This window comes from Lysinibacillus sp. ZYM-1, from assembly GCF_001308875.1.
Taxonomy (GTDB): Bacteria; Bacillota; Bacilli; order Bacillales_A; family Planococcaceae; genus Lysinibacillus.
On record NZ_KQ465131.1, the window covers coordinates 13414 to 32180 of the forward strand.

Annotated in this window: 19 protein-coding genes, 1 pseudogene and 1 riboswitch; of the genes and pseudogenes, 9 read left to right on the plus strand and 11 right to left on the minus strand. The window is 37.1% G+C overall.

Annotated elements, in window-relative coordinates:
- Nucleotide 1 precedes the first annotated feature (1 nt).
- From AO843_RS17990 to AO843_RS24905, 3 genes are all read right to left on the minus strand, one after another.
- Nucleotides 2–1282 (minus strand): Na+/H+ antiporter NhaC family protein, encoded by a 1281-nt coding sequence (locus AO843_RS17990; protein ID WP_054612471.1) that lies wholly within the window; start codon nt 1280–1282, stop codon nt 2–4.
- A 103-nt stretch (nt 1283–1385) separates the two neighbouring features.
- A riboswitch (SAM riboswitch) is annotated at nt 1386–1490 on the minus strand.
- A 134-nt stretch (nt 1491–1624) separates the two neighbouring features.
- The gene (locus tag AO843_RS17995; protein ID WP_054612472.1) at nt 1625–1858 is read right to left on the minus strand and encodes a DUF3953 domain-containing protein; all 234 of its coding nucleotides are present in this window, start codon (nt 1856–1858) and stop codon (nt 1625–1627) included.
- A 241-nt stretch (nt 1859–2099) separates the two neighbouring features.
- A complete protein-coding gene (locus AO843_RS24905; RefSeq protein WP_054612473.1) occupies nt 2100–2303 on the minus strand; it encodes a hypothetical protein in 204 nt (67 codons plus the stop codon).
- Between the two features lie 1088 nt (nt 2304–3391).
- Here AO843_RS24905 and AO843_RS18005 point away from each other — a divergent pair.
- A pseudogene (locus AO843_RS18005) lies at nt 3392–3611 on the plus strand (SAM-dependent methyltransferase); the annotation flags it as partial.
- A 164-nt stretch (nt 3612–3775) separates the two neighbouring features.
- On the opposite strand, the gene AO843_RS18010 reads toward AO843_RS18005, so the two are convergent.
- A complete protein-coding gene (locus AO843_RS18010; RefSeq protein WP_054612474.1) occupies nt 3776–4156 on the minus strand; it encodes a VOC family protein in 381 nt (126 codons plus the stop codon).
- 163 nt (nt 4157–4319) lie between these two features.
- On the opposite strand from AO843_RS18010, the gene AO843_RS18015 reads away from it, so the two are divergent.
- The gene (locus AO843_RS18015; RefSeq protein WP_231630197.1) at nt 4320–5507 is read left to right on the plus strand and encodes a Ger(x)C family spore germination protein; all 1188 of its coding nucleotides are present in this window, start codon (nt 4320–4322) and stop codon (nt 5505–5507) included.
- Between the two features lie 55 nt (nt 5508–5562).
- On the opposite strand, the gene AO843_RS18020 is transcribed toward AO843_RS18015, so the two are convergent.
- Nucleotides 5563–6318, minus strand: coding sequence for a class I SAM-dependent methyltransferase (locus AO843_RS18020; RefSeq protein ID WP_054612475.1), 756 nt, complete (start codon nt 6316–6318; stop codon nt 5563–5565).
- A 263-nt stretch (nt 6319–6581) separates the two neighbouring features.
- Here AO843_RS18020 and AO843_RS18025 point away from each other — a divergent pair, with 263 nt between their 5' ends.
- From AO843_RS18025 to AO843_RS18045, 5 genes are all read left to right on the plus strand, one after another.
- The gene (locus tag AO843_RS18025) at nt 6582–7448 is read left to right on the plus strand and encodes an AraC family transcriptional regulator (RefSeq protein WP_054612476.1); all 867 of its coding nucleotides are present in this window, start codon (nt 6582–6584) and stop codon (nt 7446–7448) included.
- A gap of 16 nt (nt 7449–7464) precedes the next feature.
- The gene (locus tag AO843_RS18030; RefSeq protein ID WP_054612477.1) at nt 7465–8046 is read left to right on the plus strand and encodes a GNAT family N-acetyltransferase; all 582 of its coding nucleotides are present in this window, start codon (nt 7465–7467) and stop codon (nt 8044–8046) included.
- A 141-nt stretch (nt 8047–8187) separates the two neighbouring features.
- Entirely contained in the window at nt 8188–8619 is a 432-nt protein-coding gene (locus tag AO843_RS18035; RefSeq protein WP_054612478.1) for a hypothetical protein, read from the plus strand.
- Between the two features lie 435 nt (nt 8620–9054).
- Nucleotides 9055–9492 carry an SMI1/KNR4 family protein gene (locus AO843_RS18040; protein WP_054612479.1) on the plus strand — a complete coding sequence of 146 codons (438 nt, stop codon included), beginning with the start codon at nt 9055–9057 and terminating at the stop codon, nt 9490–9492.
- A 40-nt stretch (nt 9493–9532) separates the two neighbouring features.
- Complete coding sequence (locus AO843_RS18045) at nt 9533–10018, plus strand: tetratricopeptide repeat protein (RefSeq protein WP_054612480.1); 486 nt, start codon at nt 9533–9535, stop codon at nt 10016–10018.
- A gap of 244 nt (nt 10019–10262) precedes the next feature.
- Here the strand turns inward: AO843_RS18045 and AO843_RS18050 are convergent, their stop codons facing one another.
- The 4 genes from AO843_RS18050 to AO843_RS18065 form a co-directional block, all read right to left on the minus strand.
- Entirely contained in the window at nt 10263–11306 is a 1044-nt protein-coding gene (locus tag AO843_RS18050) for a phosphotransferase family protein (RefSeq protein WP_054612481.1), read from the minus strand.
- 12 nt (nt 11307–11318) lie between these two features.
- A complete protein-coding gene (locus AO843_RS18055; RefSeq protein ID WP_054612482.1) occupies nt 11319–12095 on the minus strand; it encodes an SDR family oxidoreductase in 777 nt (258 codons plus the stop codon).
- Nucleotides 12092–13327, minus strand: coding sequence for an acyl-CoA dehydrogenase family protein (locus tag AO843_RS18060; protein ID WP_054612483.1), 1236 nt, complete (start codon nt 13325–13327; stop codon nt 12092–12094). Before AO843_RS18060 ends, AO843_RS18055 begins: the two co-directional genes overlap by 4 nt.
- Before the next feature lie 146 nt (nt 13328–13473).
- Nucleotides 13474–14367, minus strand: a complete 894-nt coding sequence (locus AO843_RS18065) for a LysR family transcriptional regulator (protein ID WP_054612484.1) — start codon at nt 14365–14367, stop codon at nt 13474–13476.
- 140 nt (nt 14368–14507) lie between these two features.
- Here AO843_RS18065 and hutG point away from each other — a divergent pair, with 140 nt between their 5' ends.
- On the plus strand, nt 14508–15473 hold the full coding sequence (hutG, locus tag AO843_RS18070) for a formimidoylglutamase (RefSeq protein WP_054612485.1): 966 nt from the start codon (nt 14508–14510) through the stop codon (nt 15471–15473).
- Nucleotides 15470–16654, plus strand: coding sequence for a sodium/glutamate symporter (gene gltS / locus AO843_RS18075; RefSeq protein ID WP_054612486.1), 1185 nt, complete (start codon nt 15470–15472; stop codon nt 16652–16654). Before hutG ends, gltS begins: the two co-directional genes overlap by 4 nt.
- A gap of 50 nt (nt 16655–16704) precedes the next feature.
- Here the strand turns inward: gltS and AO843_RS18080 are convergent, their stop codons facing one another.
- Both AO843_RS18080 and AO843_RS18085 read right to left on the minus strand, forming a co-directional pair.
- Nucleotides 16705–17967 (minus strand): polysaccharide deacetylase family protein, encoded by a 1263-nt coding sequence (locus AO843_RS18080; protein ID WP_054612487.1) that lies wholly within the window; start codon nt 17965–17967, stop codon nt 16705–16707.
- A 400-nt stretch (nt 17968–18367) separates the two neighbouring features.
- Entirely contained in the window at nt 18368–18763 is a 396-nt protein-coding gene (locus AO843_RS18085) for a VOC family protein (protein WP_054612488.1), read from the minus strand.
- Nucleotides 18764–18767: the final 4 nt, after the last annotated feature.

Below are 18767 nucleotides of genomic sequence, written 5' to 3' on the forward strand. Positions count from 1 at the left end.
TTTAGGCTTTCTTTTTTGTCGGGTACCCAATGAGAATAGCAATTATACCACAAACGCCAATAAGAATTGGATAGAAAGAGTATGGTAAGATACTCACTGGCGATATTTTGGCAACGCTTGCGGCTACTAGGAATTGGGCTCCGTATGGGAGAAGACCTTGGACCGTACAGGAGAAAATATCTAAAATACTTGCGGACTTTCTCGGCTCAATGTCATACTGGTCAGCAATATTTTTGGCAAGCGGCCCAGCTATTAAAATAGCAATTGTATTATTGGCCGTAGATAAATTAGTTAGGCCCACAAGACTAGCTATACCAAATTCAGCACCCTTCTGCGATTTAATCCTGCGTGTTACAAGACGGAGCAAAAAGTCAATTCCTCCATTAAATTTAATAACCTCCACCATTCCAGCTATTAATATAGCTAGAAAGGCGATTTCATACATACCTTCCATTCCTTCGCCAATCTTTTGTATAAGGCTCATTACGTGATAGCTGCCATCTGCTAAGCCAACAGCACCGGCAAGAACAATCCCTAATGCAAGAACCAGGAAAACATTTATTCCAGATAACGCTAAAATAATAACTACAACATAGGGAACAATTTTTACCCAATTATAACTTAAATGATCTACTTGAGCTGTTCCACCGGATGTCATAAACCCTAAAATAATGCTCGTGACAATAGCTGCCGGCAATACAATCCAAAAATTGACCTTAAATTTGTCCTTCATTTGTGCACCTTGTGAACGAACAGCAGTAATTGTGGTATCTGAAATAAAGGATAAATTATCGCCAAACATCGAACCGCCAACAACTGCTGCCATCACTAAAGCTATGGAGATTTCTGTAAGATCGCTTATCCCAACTCCAATTGGCGCTAGTGCAACAATCGTTCCCACTGATGTACCCATAGACAGGGAGATAAAGCAGGCAATGATGAACAAGCCTACGACAAGCAGGTTTGGTGGAATAACCGATAAAGCAAAGTTAACTGTGGAATCTACTGCCCCCATGCCCTTTGCTACTTCTGAAAATGCCCCAGCTAAGAGAAAAATAATAACCATCAGCATGACATTTAAATTTCCTGCGCCTTTGCAAAAAATATCAACCTTATGCGAAAACGATTCTTTTCGATTCATCGCTAGAGCCACAGCCCCTGAAATGCTAATGGCTACAATGACCGGAAAGGTATAAAAATCACCTGTAATAGCCCCTGAACCAATAAATAAAATCATAAAAACAACAAATGGGATTAGCGCCCATGGATTCTCTTTCTTCATAACTACCTCCAAAAAATTAAAAATCGGCCTCGTCTTTTTCTATATACCACAAAAAAGGCCTCATCTTGAAATAACAAGAAGAGGCCTTATATTTAAAACACTCCTCTTATCTATCAAGGACATTACTTGCTGGATTTGGCACAGTAACTTCATAAGTTCCGCTGCCGAGATTTCATCGGGCCAGTCCCTCCATCTCTCTTGATAAGAAGAAAAAATATTTATTATTTTTTTGACACAATATTAAAAGAGTAAAATAAAACATCAATAATTGCAACATATTTTTAATTGGAAAGAGGTTTTTATCAATCAAGCGGTTCCCTTAAATAATTCATTATCATAACTTTAGATTAATACGAAGCTTTGGATGGACACATATACTGAAAATACAAATACCCCGATTAGGAACCAACCAACCATTTTTCTCTCTCTCTTAAATTCACTAATTCCTAACGTTAACATAAATAACCCAAGAAGGAGTATCATTAAGAAATTTAGCTGATGATTATGGGTGATAAGTCCGTAAACGGAGAGCGAGATTCCTAAGATTGAAAAAATAATTTGTAATGTTTTTAACAAAACTATCTCCCTCCTTTTAATATATAACTTAGAACAAACACTAGCTGTTATCTAAACCTTCTTGAATAAATAAATTCGATGATAGGTGTTATGACAAATGTAAGACCAACAACTAAAAGCAAGGGGTAATTTTTCATGCTATTTAAATTAGAAACACCCTCTGAAACAAGTAAAATTAGACAAGCTAAGATCAATTAAAACATAATAGCCTATCTTCGCACTTTGTGCTTCAATATGCTTGTCAATTTAAATCTTTATCTTCTTTCATACCGTTATGGTTACCCGTATTCAGCCAATTGAACAAAAAGGATAAGGAAATAAAGCTAATAATGATCGAACCCCCATCAATTATTCCAAAACGAATCCATCTATAGAAGGTAAAGCTTACAAATGCAACGAAAAACACAATGACTATAAGACCGATTAATTTTTTTGATTGATCCATTCTTTTTCTCGCCTCCATAGTGACCTCGCATCTCAAAATATACTCTACGACGCTCTCTAAAAACCAATAATAACCATATAATAAATCATCTGTCAATTTCATTTTACACGACAAAATGAAAAAGGCGATGCATTTATTTGAGCATCCCCCTCGTAATTTATTTTAGTTCCATCACTGCATAGTAGTTATTTTCATTGTCTGCAAATTAAATACTCTGCCTGATAAAATATTAGGATTTAATTCAGGTTGCATTTCGCAATTAGTTCTTTATCATGGAGAACTATTCTTGTTAGATATATATGGAGCAGGAATTGGTGGAAGTATAGTAGATTCAATTATTGGACATTCAGTTACCAAAGCTTGCTCGAATTAATTAATAAAACAAAAAACCAGGTGCTCTTCTTAGAAGAGCGCCTGGTTTTATTGTGAAAGTGAATCTTACTAACTTACTTAGTTTTGATTCGTATTAATACTACGCTAAGTTGAGGCTTTGAACAAGTTAAAATATTTTCCAATCAAATTATGGGAAAAATTTATGTTTTTTCGAGCATATGAATCCTATTAAATTTTATAGTACTCATGATTTTCATTAAAGTAGGAAATAATAAAGTCTCGTAATTGTTTAACAGCGGCACATGAACATGACTAATTTCGAGGAGAACATATAATACTTTTCAGCGCTTCACAACTCCTAACAAACAAAAAAGACTAGATCCCTACAACATGTAAGTTCTAGCCTTTTAAGTGAAAGTGAATCTTACTAATAATATTGCTTAGCTTTAGATTCAACTATGAATACGAATAAATAGCTAAAAGGTTTCATTATTTTTCATGTTTTTTTGGAAAAAATACAATTTCCAACACAAAAGGACCAGGAACTCACGAAATAAGTGAATCCTGGTCCTTTTGTGAAAAGTGAATGTTACTAGTTTGCTTTAGTTGTTTGTATTCTACTAATGAGGTAGACGGCTGATGTTTCGAAAAGTTACATAACTTATAAAAATATTTTACACTATTCATTTAATGGCAAAATCAAATGGCCCTCTGACATTGTAAGCTCCCTTTTTCAACATCGGCGAATATTCATTAACAGAGTGGAAAATATGGCGAAGATGGCGGCTGCTGGTGGTGAACCTATGAAATCGTGCTATTTTTTTTGAGGAAAAGGAGATGTTCATAGATCAGTCAGGTCTACTTATCTATGAACATCTTTCCCCTACTGCCATTCAACAGCTTTATTTTCAAAATCGAACAGATTATCTATCAGCTTTTGAAACGATCCATTATATGCACATTGTCAAAAAATAATGTAGTGTTAATTCATTTTTAAAACAATTCTTAATTTTCTTTCTATTTCCCAGGCAATTAACTATTTGGATATAAGAATTATGTATACTATAGTAGTGTAAAGCTAATTAGCCTTACACCTCCTAGATTTGTTACTAGGGTCACTGTTTTAAACAGTGACCCGCTTATGATTGACAAACACCTAAAGGGTTTTCATCTAGATCATAGAAGGTAAAAAATTTTGACTGCTCTGCTCCTCTTATAGGATTTACTTTCACTTGATGCTCCACTAGATATTGATAAGTCTCTTCAATATTTGGAGAAAGGAAATTAAAGTATTTTCCAACCCCAAAATGGTTATCTGGAAAATGTAATGGCTGATGTTTCTTCGCTTTTACTAAGCATACGACTGTAGCAGATTGGTCAGCTATTTTCATAACCGCTGCCCCCTCTTCAATATATAGAAGCTTAAACCCAAGCTTGTTCTCATACCATTTAGCTGATAAATGCGGGTCTTTTATCGGAATAAATATGGCTTCTACCCCATTCAATAATGATTGTTTCATTTCTTATTTCCTCCTTTTTAGAAATTTTTTATCTACATATTCTATATAAAGGCTTTATTGTCCTCTAAAAAATTTCACCCCCGTACCTCTTCTTGTTTATTTTCCCGATTATTTGCTTATCCTAATTAGTATCGGAAATGTCTTAGCCCTTTTCCTAGAGGAGGTGCCAATCATTAAACACACGGTGTCATTCTGTCTCCTACTTCTGGCCGTTTTGTTGTTAGCTGGGTGTTGGAATAAACGAGAGTTAAACGAATTAGCCATTGTCACGGCTGTTGGGGTCGATAAAACGGACGAGTTCATCGAGATATCCGTCCAAATTGTTAACCCTAGTCAAGTTGCATCGAATAAATCAACGAGCTTTCAAGTCCCTGTTTTTACCTATCATGCAAAGGGTAAAACATTATTTGAAGCTATCCGAAAATTAACAACGCTGACGCCAAGGAAACCCTATTATGCACATGCTCAAGTCATTATTATTGGTGAAGAAATGGCTGAATATGGTATGAATAGTATATTAGATTTATTTCAAAGGGACCCTGAGGGTAGAAGCGATTTTAATATTATTGTTGCCCATGAATCAACAGCACAAGAAATTTTAAGTATTTTAACACCCTTAGAGGATATTCCCGCCAATAAAATGTTAAAATCCTTAAAGGATTCTGAAGATGTATTGGGATCAACTGAATCTGTTATTTTAGACGACTTAATCACTTCTTTAGGGAGTATTGATCATAGTGCTGTCCTCCCTACTATTCAAATACATGGTGATGTAGATGCCGGAAAGACTAGCTCCAATGTAGAAAAAATAGATAGCCCTGCAAATTTACAATACGGTGGATTTGCTGTTTTTAAAAACTATAAGCTTATAGGCTTTTTAACAGAGGAAGAAAGCAAAGGCTATAATTTTTTACACAATAATATACAAAGTACAGTACAAAAAATTCCCTGTTTGGAAAAAGGGAAAATATCCACAGAAGTTTTAAATTCTTCCACAAAAGTTACTGGCAGCATAAAGAATGACAAACCTTCCATACAAATTCAGGTTAACCTCGAACAAAATGTAGCGGAATTAAGTTGTCCATTGGATTTAACAAAGCCAGAAACCATTGATTTTCTTAATAAAGAGACCAGTAAATTAATTCAAGAAAATTTGGAACAAACACTTCATACCATTCAAAAAACCTATCAAGTGGATATTTTAAAATTTAGTGAAGTACTCCATCGTGAAGACCACCAGGCGTGGAAACGCATCAAAAAAGACTGGGCCACTCTTTATCCCAACCTCCCTGTGAGTGTTGAGGTCAATGTGAAAACGAAAGGTATTGGAACTGCTAAAAAACTAAAATAACACTAAAGTATAAAAAATGACCAGACTCTCCTTGAGAGTGCTGGTCATTGTTCTTTTAGCGTCTGGCTTCAAATGTAATGGATGATGAATCTTCATCAGGTTGTTGATGAAATGTGTAATTTGCAGAACATGTTATGTCCGAAAAACCAATACTTTGTAAAAGCAGTTTAAATTCCTCTATACCATACCAACGTAATAAAAACTTTTGTAACTCTGTATCGATTAATGTACCACGTTGCCATTTTTCGTATTTTAAAACCGATAACGTATACTGTTCCATCCAGTTCATCGCAATCGATTTCTTTTCAATTGAAATCCCTTCATCTTCGGAAGTTGGAAAATAGCTTGTAGTAATTTCTCCAGTTTTCCAGTCTGTTGGTACTATTAAATCCAATAGAATGCGTCCGCCAGGTATAAGATGACGATACATACTTGTTAAAGCCGAAATGGCATCTTGATAATTTTCGATTAAACAGAAAGAGCCTGCAGGCATAATAATTGCTTCATATTGATGATCTAATGCAAAATGACAAACATTTCCTTCATATAGAACTGGTGTAAGACCTCTATCGTGACATCGCTTACGACAGGACACCAGCATTTCAGGAGAATAATCAATCCCTTCTACATCAAAACCCTTCTCTATTAAAGGAATATAGAAACGGCCTGAACCGACACCTGCCTCTAGAACCTTACCTGTTACCCCCTGTAAACGATCCATATAATATTCGATATCCCCACCGATAGAGTATCCTACTGGTTTTGTTAAATCATAAAGTTCCGTACATAACGGACCATAATTACTGTACATATTGTCTCCTCCGATTGTTTGCGGAAGAATATTTTTTTTAGTTCTTCCACACCGTTATTTTATTTAATGGATAATTAGAGCTGACTATCATTATGGATCACTCGCTTTCTTGTAAATTTAAATTAATTATACATATATTTACCATATATTTCAATATTTATATTGATTTTATTTTCATTCCGCTATAATGTAAATTAGCACAATTTATCAAAAAATATTTCCAATTAAACAGTACCATTAGATTTAGAAAGGATGATGATGGTATGGATTATTTTGAAAGAATTCAAAACGCAATAGACTATATTGAGGAAAACCTACATGAAAAAATGACAATTGCTGATATTTCCTCCCAATCTTATTTCTCAGCCTTTCATTTTCAACGGCTTTTTCAGGCTATAACTGGTTTTTCTGTACAGCAGTATATTCGCAACAGGAGGCTTTCTGAAGCGGCAGTTCTATTAATAACAACCTCCCAAGCTATACTTGAAATGGCGATTAACTTTCAATATGGTTCTCAAGAAGCTTTTACACGGGCATTTGTTCAGTACTTTGGGATAACACCAGCAAAATACCGAAAGAATGCCAATTCCATACCATTACAAACAAAAATAAATTTTTTGGATTATAAAATGGATGGTGAACTCTCTATGCAAAAACCAACAATTATACAAGTAGAAAAAAAGCTAATCACCGGCTATGCCTATAAAACATCGATACAAAATGAACAGTTTTATGCTGAAATTCCAAGCTTTTATGAAGATTTTGGTCAACATCAGTATTATGAACGAATTTCACAAAAAGTGGCACCCAACATGGCGTATGGGATCTCTACAAACTTTCAGGAGGACGGTCAATTTTCTTTTATTGTCGGTGAGGAAGTCCAAGCATTTGAGGAGAATTTACAGCAAGACTTTATCCACCTGGAATTACCTGCTGGTCAATATGCTGAATTTATCTTGAGTAGTAGTACTGAAGGCATTCAAAATACAAGACGTTACATTTACGGGGTATGGTTGCCTAACTCTAATTACGAACGAGATGTCGGTCCTGATTTCGAAGTAACAGATGTCATGCAATCTACCTATCCACATGATATGAAATTGAATATTTACATTCCTATTAAAGGTTAACAAAGGAGCTATCACCATGATAATTGAAAAGGTTTTTTCTCAATTCCCCCTACTTCATTCCGCTAATCTAACATTAAAGAAAATAGAAGTGTCTCATGTACAAGAGTTATTTGCCATTTATGATAATGCTAAGGTTTTCGAGTATTGTGGTATTATTCCAAAACACAACTTTCAAACTGTTCAAAAAATGATTGGGCATTTTGAAAGAGATTATATGAAGAAAAGTAGAATAAAATGGGGTATTTTTGAAAGGTTTCAGCATGAGAAATTAGTTGGCATTATTGAAGCAATGGACTTTAATCAAAAGGTAAATATGGTGACGATTGGATACTATTTGGCTGAAGATTCTTGGGGAAAAGGCATCGCTACAGAGGCAGTTGAACTAGTCGTGAAATATTTATTGGAGGATGTTGATGTGCACCGAATTCAAGCTGAAGTCATGCCATTAAATGAGCCATCGAAAAAGGTTCTACTAAAGAATGGCTTTATAAAAGAAGGTCTTTTACGACAAGCTACATTATGGTCTGGCAAAGGTGTTGTTGATATAGAGATATATGGATTACTAAAAGAAGATTGTGTAAAAAACCTACATGACTAGACTCTATTTGTGAGTCTAGTCTTTTCTTTTATATGACAAATAGGTGGACATTTTACCAACTCAAGATGGCTCTTTTACATAGATTATAAATAGAAGACTAGCGCTAGAATGACATTCAAACCATAAAGGAGCGTTACAAGAATGGATGAAAATCGATATTTAACACGATTGAATCGGGAATTAAATAATTATCATAAATTTTCTAAATGCTATTGTGAATCGAAGAACCATTACACAGGCCACTATTTTTGCATGGAGGATGAGAAGGAAGAAGATTCTTATCGCATCAAGTACTATAATAGTCCCCAAGATGGAAAAAAACAGTCGGAAAACCTTGAAAAAAACATAGATAACAAGCTTTGCGAGGGCTGCGTTTGTAGTCAATTGGAATGTTTTGATCCAGGGACATTAGTAGATGTCTATCTTTCCAATGGCACTAGTTTTAGCGGTATTTACTTTATCTATCTGGAACCACATAGCTGCTGTGCATACTTCCTTCAAATTGGTGACACAGCCAGACCAGTTATTATTGATTGTCAACAAGTGAATGCCCTACGCAAAACAGCAAGCTAGTACATTGGCTCTCCCCTTTGGAAGTAAGGTACCCCGATACTCCCATTGAGAGCTCTCCTGTCGTGACTTTAAACCTCACAGCAGGCGGCGGCAAACGTATCGAGATGAGCTTTCACCTACGCGAATTTGCTGGTCATCCTGGCGATACGTGTATGAAGGCTGATCCTATACGCTTGATAATCTAGCATCTCACCTGAATGACTAAAGGTAGTAGACGATGAGAGCAGCAATAAGGTATTTTTATCAATCTTCACCACAAACCACTTCTGGCTTCTCTTTATACTCTCGGCATTCCTGTGTCTTTTCCATCGAACGCTCCAGCATTCTAATCACTTCATGGATTTTACATTTACACAAATAATACCATTGCTGCTGGTTTCTAGTAAATTGTTGATCGTGTATAATGAAGAGAGCATCGATAAAAGGTGGGAGGAAATGAAAGATAGTCTAATAGAGCGATTGAAGGCATTTCTACTCAAAAAGGAACAACAAACATTACTAGGTAAGCCAGCAAGCCCTGAAGAAATTACCAGTGCACAACAACAGCTTCGTGTGCAATTTCATCAAGATTATGTGCAGTTTATTAAAATGTTTGGTGGAGCCTATGCAGGATTAGCGATTCATGCTTTTTCTAATGGGTCCAGTATAGGAAATGAAACAGTTGTCGATTTAACCTTGGCATTTCGTCAACAATTCAAAGATATTCTTTCTCCAAATAGCCTAGACACTAGCTATGTTATTTCAATGGACGGTGGAGGAAATCCTATTTTAATTGACCCATCAGGTAGGGTTTTCATTTGTGATCATGGAACAATCCAATTATTAGCCAATTCTTTCGAGTTGCTGATCGAAGAAAATTTTTACGAATGGTAACCCATTTGATGCGAAACATCACGAACAAGAGGATTAATCAATGGATAAACAATTAGAACACATTATATCGTTAAGAGAAAACGGCCAGCTTGAGGAAGCTAACCAATTAATGGTGGCACTGGTCAATGAAAATCCTGAAAATGCTCACTATCAATATCAATGTGCCTGGACTTTTGATTCTTTAGGAAAAGAAAAAGAGGCTGTACCCCACTATGAAAAAGCCATTCAATTGAGATTAGAACCCAATATTTTAGTGGATGCCTACCTCGGTTTAGGTAGCACTTATCGCACATTGGGACTATATAAACAAGCAAAACAGACATTTGAACAAGCTATTCAAGAATTTCCTGAAGCAGAGCATGTAAAGGTTTTTTACGCCATGACTCTTTATAATCTTGGCGAACATGCAAAATCAATGGAAACATTATTGAATACATTATTACGCACGACACACCATCAAGGCATCCAAGACTACAAAAGAGCTATTCACTATTATGGCAATAAGTTAGACCAAACATGGTCATAAAAAACAGGCTCCTATTTAGAGCTTGTTTTTATAATTGCAACATTTGGATTTTAATACAAAAATACGCTAAAACAAGAACATATATTCCCGCTCTCTTATTTTTTCACGTGTAATGATTTGGTTATTTTTATTGTATTGGTGCGAGTTGACTACATATTAATACAATAAAGTAGTGTCGGATAATCTGTAATAAAGCACATAAAAAAACAGCTACTTTATGAAAAGTAACCATTTTTTCGAATGATTAGATAGATTTCGAAGCTTGGTGTATTAAGGCAGCAACCATTTTATCCATTTGTGCAAAGCGATCATCCTGTGTTTGACCTTTGACATAGCGGTAATAGATTTGCTGACAAATGACAGCTAATTTGAAATAAGCGAATGTACAGTAATATTGGATGTCGGAAACATCTCGCCCACTTTTTTCTGCATAGCGTTCGATAAATTGCTGTCGGGTATAAAAGCCCGGCAATACGGTAACTGGCGGTTCACCAAGTGCATATAGCAGCATTTTCGGATCATCTGCTTGCATCCAATAACTCATCGCTACGCCTACATCGGCAAGCGGATCCCCTACTGTTGTCATTTCCCAATCGAACAAACCAATCATTTCGGAATAGTCCTCAGAGAACATAGCATTATTCAATTTATAGTCATAATGAATAATGGTTGCCTCCTTATTACTTGGAACATGTTTTTTTAGCCAATCTGTCAAAGCTGTTACTTCTGCATACTCTGCTGTTTTTGCCTTATCATAGCGTTCAATCCAACTGTGTACCTGTCGTTCCATAAATCCATCTGGCTTCACCATATCCTTTAACGGCGTGTCCTGATAAGGGATTGCATGGAGTGCTACTAAGGAATCAATCATTTTTTCAGACAACTGACGAGCTAGTTCCTCTGTTTGGTTGACCCCTTTTGGAAATTGGGTGTCCAGGACAACGCCTTTTTTGCGCTCCATTAAAAAGAAGTCACTACCAATGATGTCTCGGTCATCTACATAAACGTAAGGCTTTGGCACCGCTGTTAAAAATGGATGCAGTGCCGATAAAATTGTAAATTCTCTCTTCATATCATGTGCCTTCTTAGCAACTGGTCCAAGCGGCGGTCTACGGAGAACCACTTCAAAATCAGCTATTTTCAAACAATATGTTAAATTGGAATGTCCAGCACTAAATTGTGAAATTTCTAATTGGCCCTGCGGTAGTTCAGGAAAATGGCTTTCCAAAAAAGAGTGCAATTTGACTTCATCTAGTCGTTCACTTGCCCTTACTTGCATTGTATCCATCTTATCCCCCCCTTAAATAATGGAGCTCATGCCACCATCGACAACGATGACATCGCCTGTCACATAATCTGATGCTGCCGCTGCCAAAAATAATGCAACACCCTTTAAATCATTTTCAGAGCCAAGGCGTTTTAAAGGTGTAGCGCCCATCAAATAATCTTGCCCACGTTCAATTAAAACATTGGACATTTTGGTTGGGAAAAATCCAGGCGCAATGGCATTGACATTTACACCATAAGGTCCCCATTTGACCGCTAAATCCTTTGTTAATGTGATAACAGCCCCTTTACTGGCGTTATAGGCAATGGTATCCATAAAAGCAGGTAGTGTACCTCCCAGCCCTGCGATAGAAGCAATATTAATAATTTTGCCGCTTTTCTGCTCTAACATAATTTTGCCAACTGCTTGGCTCATTAGGAATGTTCCATTAACATTGACATCAAATACTTTTTGCCAGGCTTCATAAGGCATGTCTATGGCAGGTGTTCCCCATGAGGCTCCACTATTGTTGACTAAAATATCAATTTTACCGAACGACGTAATGGTTTTCGCCACAACATTCGCTATATCCTCGGGTTTTGTGACATCACAGGCTAACGCTAAAGTTTGAACACCTAATTTTTCAAGTGCTGTAGCAATCTCCTCACATGCTTCCACTTTTCGTGAACATAAAACAACATTGGCCCCAGCCTCGGCAAAGCCTTGGGCAATTTGCGCTCCTAGTCCACGTCCCCCACCAGTCACAATGGCTGTTTTCCCTTTTAAGCTAAATAACTCTAATACAGTCATTTCACCAGCTCCTTACGTTTTTTCGTATGCTTTTTTAATTCCAGCTTGGCAACCGTATTACGATGCACTTCATCTGGTCCATCTGCTAAACGCAATGTTCGAGAATTTGCCCATTGTGCAGCCAGTGTTGTATCAGGTCCTACACCAGCAGCACCAAATGCTTGGATGGCTCTGTCAATAACCCTCAGTGCCATATTTGGAGCAACCACCTTAATCATTGCAATTTCTGCTTTTGCCTCTTTATTGCCCACCGTATCCATCATATAAGCAGCCTTCAATGTCAACAGTCTTGCTTGCTCAATATCAATACGAGACTCTGCAATACGTTCACGCATCACTCCTTGATCTGCTAGCGGCCGATGAAACGCCTGTCGCTCCTGTACACGTACACACATTTCCTCTAATGCGCGTTCAGCTGCGCCAATGAGACGCATACAATGATGAATTCTTCCTGGACCTAGTCGACCTTGCGCAATCGCAAAACCTTTTCCCTCTCCCCATAAAATATTATTTACGGGTACGCGCACATTGGTAAATGTAACCTCTCCATGTCCCTCCGGTGCATGATCGTAGCCAAAAGCAGTCAGCATACGCTCCACTTTTACACCTGGCGTATCCATTGGTACTAGAATCATAGACTGTTGCTCATGAATAGGGGCCGTTGAATCTTTATGTTTGCCCATAAAAATAGCCACTTTACAGCGAGGATCACCAGCACCAGTTGTCCACCATTTATGACCATTTAAAATGTATTCATCGCCATCTCGTTCAATACTTGCTTCAATATTCGTGGCATCACTCGACGCGACAGCAGGTTCAGTCATCGCAAAGCAAGATCGTATTTCCCCTCGTAAGAGCGGTTCAAGCCATTGCTTTTTTTGTTGTGCAGAACCATAGCGAACCAGTACTTCCATATTGCCTGTGTCAGGTGCATTACAATTAAACACTTCTGGTGCCAGTAGTGATCGTCCCATAATTTCACATAATGGAGCGTATTCTAAGTTCGTTAAACCCGCTCCGTATTCACTATCTGGTAAAAATAAATTCCATAAACCTGCCTGTTGTGCTTTCTGTTTTAACTCGTCCATAATAGGTGGAATCGCTCCCCAACGATCCTCCATCGCCTCGATTTGTGCAGCATAAACGGCCTCATTCGGATAAATGTATTGCTCCATAAAATTCGTCAGCTTGTCCTGTAACTTCACGACTTTTTCACTATAAGAAAAATTCATATGAAGATACCCCCTTTGCTTGAACTTTGATAAAAATGAATGATTGTTCATTTTTATTCTTACAATAAATGTTACCGCTATTTTTCTAGTAAAGCAATGTTCTATTTCATAAATTTTCTAATTAAACAGAAAATTTATGAACAATTTTACTTCGTTTTCATTTCGAAAAACTGCAGGACATCTTTTAGCAATTGACGGACCGCCAAAGGTAAATGGCGGTTTTTTAAGTACACCAAATATACATTCCGATACAGATTTGCTCCTTCAATTTCCTTTTTTACAATTGTCTTAGCTGTCGGGCCTTGTAGATAGTTTTCTGGTAAGATCGTTACGCCTAAATTTTCTCGTACAAGGGATACCGCCGTTTCAAAACGTTCAATTTCAAATTGAATATCAATGTTCTTACCTGCTTGTTCAAAGGTATTCAAAATATCACGTCTTGTTTGAAAACCCTCAGTACTTATAATAAAAGGCTCTTCACTAATATCTGAAATGGTTAAAGTCTCTTTCTTCGCTAAAGGATGATGCAATGGTAAAACGGCGACTAATCGTTCCTCATATAAAGTTTCTACTACAAGCTCAGGGTCATCCATCAATTGATTGGTGATAATTAAATGTGTTTTATAGCTTTTCAAAGATTTTTTTACACGCTTACTGCCTAAGATATCAACTAAATGAATGATCATTTGAGGATAGTCTTTTTTATAGTTGGCAATTACTTTAGGGAGCCAATGCTTGATTGATTCCATCACACCAATGGTGATTTCACTTGTGCCATGTACAACGACTTCATCCATTTCAATTTTTAGCACTTCCATATTTTTCACAATAACTTTTGCGCGTTCAAATAGCACCTCACCTGCTTCCGTTAACTGCAGATTTCTAGTGTTTCTGTCTAACAAAGGGGAGCCAATCTCATGTTCTAATTTTTTGATGGCATTACTTAAGGAAGGCTGCGAAATATGCAGTCTTTCTGCGGCTTTTGAGAAATTCATATGTTCTGAAACAGCGATAAAATATTGTAATTGTTTAATATCCAATACGATGATCCTCCCTCATTTATAGTTAAAAACTATAGATTGATATTAATTATATATTAGTAATTATAATTATGTGAATATATAATGAATTACAACAATATTTTTTCTACAATAATATTAGCAATGGGGATGATAAGGTTATGTACACAATGACAGATCAAAAACAATGGAAAGGCCGTATAGATTCAACGACAAATAAAAGTAATTTTCGTTTACATCAAAAAGTGAAACGAATCGCGATTAATGATGTAAGCGCTTCAGATAAGAAAAGTGCTGCATTTGTTGGCTTTATTTGTGATGAGGGTGTACGTCGAAATCAAGGTCGTGTAGGAGCAGCAAATGGACCAAACGCACTTCGTGAAGGACTATCTAGTTTACCGTGGACGTTTGAGGAAGAACAAGAAATTATGGATGTAGGTAACATTATTTGCCTCAATCATGCTTTAGAGGAAGCACAGCGTGAACTTGGTGAAGTTGTTGGTAACATCTTGCAAAAGAAATTACAATGTGTCGTGCTAGGTGGTGGTCATGAAACACTATACGGCCATTATTTAGGCGTTCGTTCTGCATTACCAAAGGATGCAAAAATCGGCATTATTAATATAGATGCCCATTTTGATTTACGACCATACGATGAGCAACCTTCTTCTGGTACAATGTTCCGTCAAATTTTAGAACAGGACCCACATGTCGATTATTTCGTTGTTGGCATACAACGTTACGGGAATACAAGAGAGCTGTTCGAAAAAGCAGATGAACTACAAGTAAAGTATGTAGTAGAAGATGACATGACAATGAGCAATCAACAGTCATTAATGGATGATTTACAAAACTATATGGATCAACATGATTATGTGCTTTTAACATTATGTATGGATGTGTTAAACGCTGCATCTGCTCCAGGCGTAAGTGCCCCTTCACCGTTTGGACTGGAGCCAACAACTGTACGCACAATTCTTCAAAAAGTAACTTCACACCCGCATACACATTCATTTGATATTTGCGAGGTTAATCCGTTACTAGATGAAAACGGACGCACGGTGAAATTAGGTGCATATTTTGTCTATGAGGCACTGAACAACTTACTTAGGGGGCAAGGTTCATGATCGAAATTAATCAAATTACAACGGTGTTTCTAGCCGTTGCACTCTTTGCATTGGGTGGCTTTCTCATTAATAAAATAGGATTTTTAAAACGTTTCTGTATCCCAGCACCAGTGGTCGGAGGCTTGCTGTTTGCTGCCCTGGCTACCATTTTAAAGACAACAGGGACTTTGGAAATATCACTGGATACTTCATTACAAAGCTTATTTATGATTACGTTCTTCACAACCATTGGCTTAGGTGCAAGCTTTAAATTAGTTAAGCTTGGTGGAAAATTACTTATTATTTACTGGCTAGCATGTGGCTTCCTTGCCTTAATGCAAAATGTCATTGGTGTCTCTCTTGCATCCCTTATGGGGATTCATCCTCTAATCGGTATGATGGCTGGTGCCGTGTCAATGGAAGGTGGCCATGGCGCAGCAGCAGCATTTGGACAAACATTAGAAGATTTGGGCATTTCCTCGGCCATGACAATCGGTGCTGCTGCCGCAACTTGTGGGCTAGTGGCTGGTGGTTTAATTGGTGGGCCGATCGTTAAATATTTAGTAGGGAAATACAATTTAACACCCGATGAACAAGAAGCTGAAGAAATCGAATATGAAAATAAACATGAACAAATTACATCTGATTCATTCTTTACACAAGTTTTATTGATTACTTTTTGTATGGCTGTCGGTACCTATGTTGGTACATTATTCTCAGAAGCAACAGGCTTCGTTTTGCCAGGCTATGTGGGAGCTATGTTTGTAGCTGTCCTAGTACGCAATATTATGGACAAATTTAAGCCAGAAGCAATCAATATGAAAAGTATCTCATTAATTGGTGATGTGACATTAGGTGTTTTCCTTTCAATGGCACTGATGAGTATTAAATTATGGGAAATTGCTGATTTAGCGCTTCCATTATTCATCATCGTCTTTGCGCAAGTATTCTTTATTGTTGTATTTAGTATCTTTGTCTTGTTTAAATTACTTGGCAAAAACTATGATGCAGCTGTGATGGTTGCTGGTTTTGCAGGACATGGCTTAGGGGCAACACCGAATGCCATGGCCAACATGTCAGCCGTTGTACAACGCTTCGGTCCTTCTAAAAAGGCCTTTCTCGTGGTACCGATTGTCGGCGCCTTTTTAATCGACGTATTTGGTATTCCTATTATTATCACAACTATTAATTTATTTAAATAAATAACAAGCCGTGCAATGGTCTCTAAAAGACTATTACACGGCTTGTTATATTATTGTAAAATATCACTAACAGTGACAAATTCATAGCCTTGTTTTTGTAAATAAAGAAGAACGTTATCTAAGCCATTCGCAGTTGTTTGATGGATATCATGCATTAAAATGATGCTTCCGTCTTTTACAGATGCTTTCACAGACGCTAAAATCTTATCTGGATTGTGGTGCTTCCAATCGAGCGTATCAATCGACCATAAAATCGAAGGAATAGTCATGATAGAACGAACTTGATCATTCGTCGCTCCATATGGTGGACGGAAAACGGTTGGATACTGGCCTATGGCGGTATAGATGGCATTACTTGTGCCATTTACTTCTTGTTTGACACCTGCGATAGATAAAGAAGTTAATTTCTTATGGTTTGAAGTATGGTTGCCAATTTCATGCCCAGCCTCATATACTTGCTTGACGATTGCAGTGTTTCTTGAAACATTTTTCCCTACCATAAAAAATGTTGCCTTTGCATCATATTTTTTTAATGTTGCTAAAATTTGCGGTGTTACTTTGGCATCTGGCCCATCATCAAAGGTTAAAGCCACACGTTTTTTTGCGCCTTTTTCTGCTGGTACACCTTTATTATAAACTTTATTATTAGTGAGCTGAATATTGGCTAATTCAGAAGCTTTGACATACCCTTTTTGGTCGTTCACTTCTACATAGGCCCAGCCCGCAAGCGTTATGTAATACTGCACAGTCGTTTTATTGGCAATAGTTCCGAGCACTTCCCCATTTGGACTAGCCGTCAAACGTAAAACAGCACCATCAGGAGCAGTGATTTGTTTCTTTGTTGGGACAGGTTTCTTCAGAGCGTTTGTTGCTACATACCCGGTATCTTCACCATATTGGACGAAAGACCAGCCACCAGGTGCAGTGCCATAGACATAAACCACTCTTCCTTCATATAGTTGACCAACATGCTGAGCATTTTGGCTTGGCGCGGTAAATAAAGTCGTGCCATCTTTCTGAATCACTAAGTAACCTTCCGACTTTACCTGAACTAAAACGTCAGATGTTACATAACCAGCCTGCTCTGGCGTTTGAATATGTGTCCACCCTTTACTGACTTGTGTCACTATGATAAAGCTTCCCTTTGCCAATTCACCAATTTCCACACTATTCGTGGATGGTTCTTCATAAATGATCGTATCTTTATTGACTTTTTGAATCTTCACTGACCCTTCTGCACTTGCTGAAAGCTGCCCAACCACTAAACTCATCATAAACGTCAAAAATAAAGCATAAGGTAAAAATTTTTTCATTATTCTACACCGCCCTTGATGTCATTCCATGTCTGTAAATTGCTAAGATTTAACTTTTATTATAATGTAATCGTTTGTACCAGAAAATAGTTATAATCAACTAGATTCCGTGTTTAAGTAATTTAGAATGGCATGGATACAGTACTCCTACCCTATTTTCTATAAAACTATTCATCGATAATGAGAATTCTAGCACCTCCTTTGAAAGGCGAAGTGGTTCCTTAGATAAAACGAACAGCGAATTCCACTAGTATGGACCTTTTTATTGAAAAAGATATACTAAAGAATTGGTAAACTATCAAAGTCTCATTTGGCCCTACTGACAGCATGGTATTATTTAAAAAAGTGAATCAACCATCTTACTGCCTCAATGTTAGGGGGATGCCCTTTAAACAAAAAATCAAGGTGCCACTAATTCAACTTTCATTCTATCAGGATCCTCAAAATAAACAGCGTAATGCTCATTACCCCCTCCAAAGGGATGCTTATTGGTATAAAGAATGTTAACGCCTTTGGCTTCTAATTTCTTTGTCATATCGTCAACTTGTTGCCGAGAACTTGCGTGGAACGCCAAATGATTTAGACCTACACGACTTCTATGATAAGTAATGTCCATAAATCTTTCATTTGTTTGAACAAAAACAATATATGTTTCGTCTATTTTCCAACTCCGACCACTTTCCCACTCCTGAAAAGGTCTATAACCTAACTCTTCTAAAAACCATCCCCAAAAATTAATGGTGTTTTTCAAATCAGAAACATTTATTTCTACATGGTGAATAAGTCCTTGTGACAATCGG

What these genes read in the sequence shown, in the direction of transcription:
- AO843_RS17990 (WP_054612471.1), bottom strand. Translation starts at nt 1,282, where the DNA reads ATGAAGAAAGAGAATCCATGGGCGCTAATCCCATTTGTTGTTTTTATG.
- AO843_RS24905 (WP_054612473.1), bottom strand. Translation starts at nt 2,303, where the DNA reads ATGGATCAATCAAAAAAATTAATCGGTCTTATAGTCATTGTGTTTTTC.
- AO843_RS18010 (WP_054612474.1), bottom strand. Translation starts at nt 4,156, where the DNA reads ATGAAACAATCATTATTGAATGGGGTAGAAGCCATATTTATTCCGATA.
- AO843_RS18020 (WP_054612475.1), bottom strand. Translation starts at nt 6,318, where the DNA reads ATGTACAGTAATTATGGTCCGTTATGTACGGAACTTTATGATTTAACA.
- AO843_RS18025 (WP_054612476.1), top strand. Translation starts at nt 6,582, where the DNA reads ATGGATTATTTTGAAAGAATTCAAAACGCAATAGACTATATTGAGGAA.
- AO843_RS18030 (WP_054612477.1), top strand. Translation starts at nt 7,465, where the DNA reads ATGATAATTGAAAAGGTTTTTTCTCAATTCCCCCTACTTCATTCCGCT.
- AO843_RS18035 (WP_054612478.1), top strand. Translation starts at nt 8,188, where the DNA reads ATGGATGAAAATCGATATTTAACACGATTGAATCGGGAATTAAATAAT.
- AO843_RS18040 (WP_054612479.1), top strand. Translation starts at nt 9,055, where the DNA reads ATGAAAGATAGTCTAATAGAGCGATTGAAGGCATTTCTACTCAAAAAG.
- AO843_RS18045 (WP_054612480.1), top strand. Translation starts at nt 9,533, where the DNA reads ATGGATAAACAATTAGAACACATTATATCGTTAAGAGAAAACGGCCAG.
- AO843_RS18050 (WP_054612481.1), bottom strand. Translation starts at nt 11,306, where the DNA reads ATGGATACAATGCAAGTAAGGGCAAGTGAACGACTAGATGAAGTCAAA.
- AO843_RS18055 (WP_054612482.1), bottom strand. Translation starts at nt 12,095, where the DNA reads ATGACTGTATTAGAGTTATTTAGCTTAAAAGGGAAAACAGCCATTGTG.
- AO843_RS18060 (WP_054612483.1), bottom strand. Translation starts at nt 13,327, where the DNA reads ATGAATTTTTCTTATAGTGAAAAAGTCGTGAAGTTACAGGACAAGCTG.
- hutG (WP_054612485.1), top strand. Translation starts at nt 14,508, where the DNA reads ATGTACACAATGACAGATCAAAAACAATGGAAAGGCCGTATAGATTCA.
- gltS (WP_054612486.1), top strand. Translation starts at nt 15,470, where the DNA reads ATGATCGAAATTAATCAAATTACAACGGTGTTTCTAGCCGTTGCACTC.
- AO843_RS18080 (WP_054612487.1), bottom strand. Translation starts at nt 17,967, where the DNA reads ATGAAAAAATTTTTACCTTATGCTTTATTTTTGACGTTTATGATGAGT.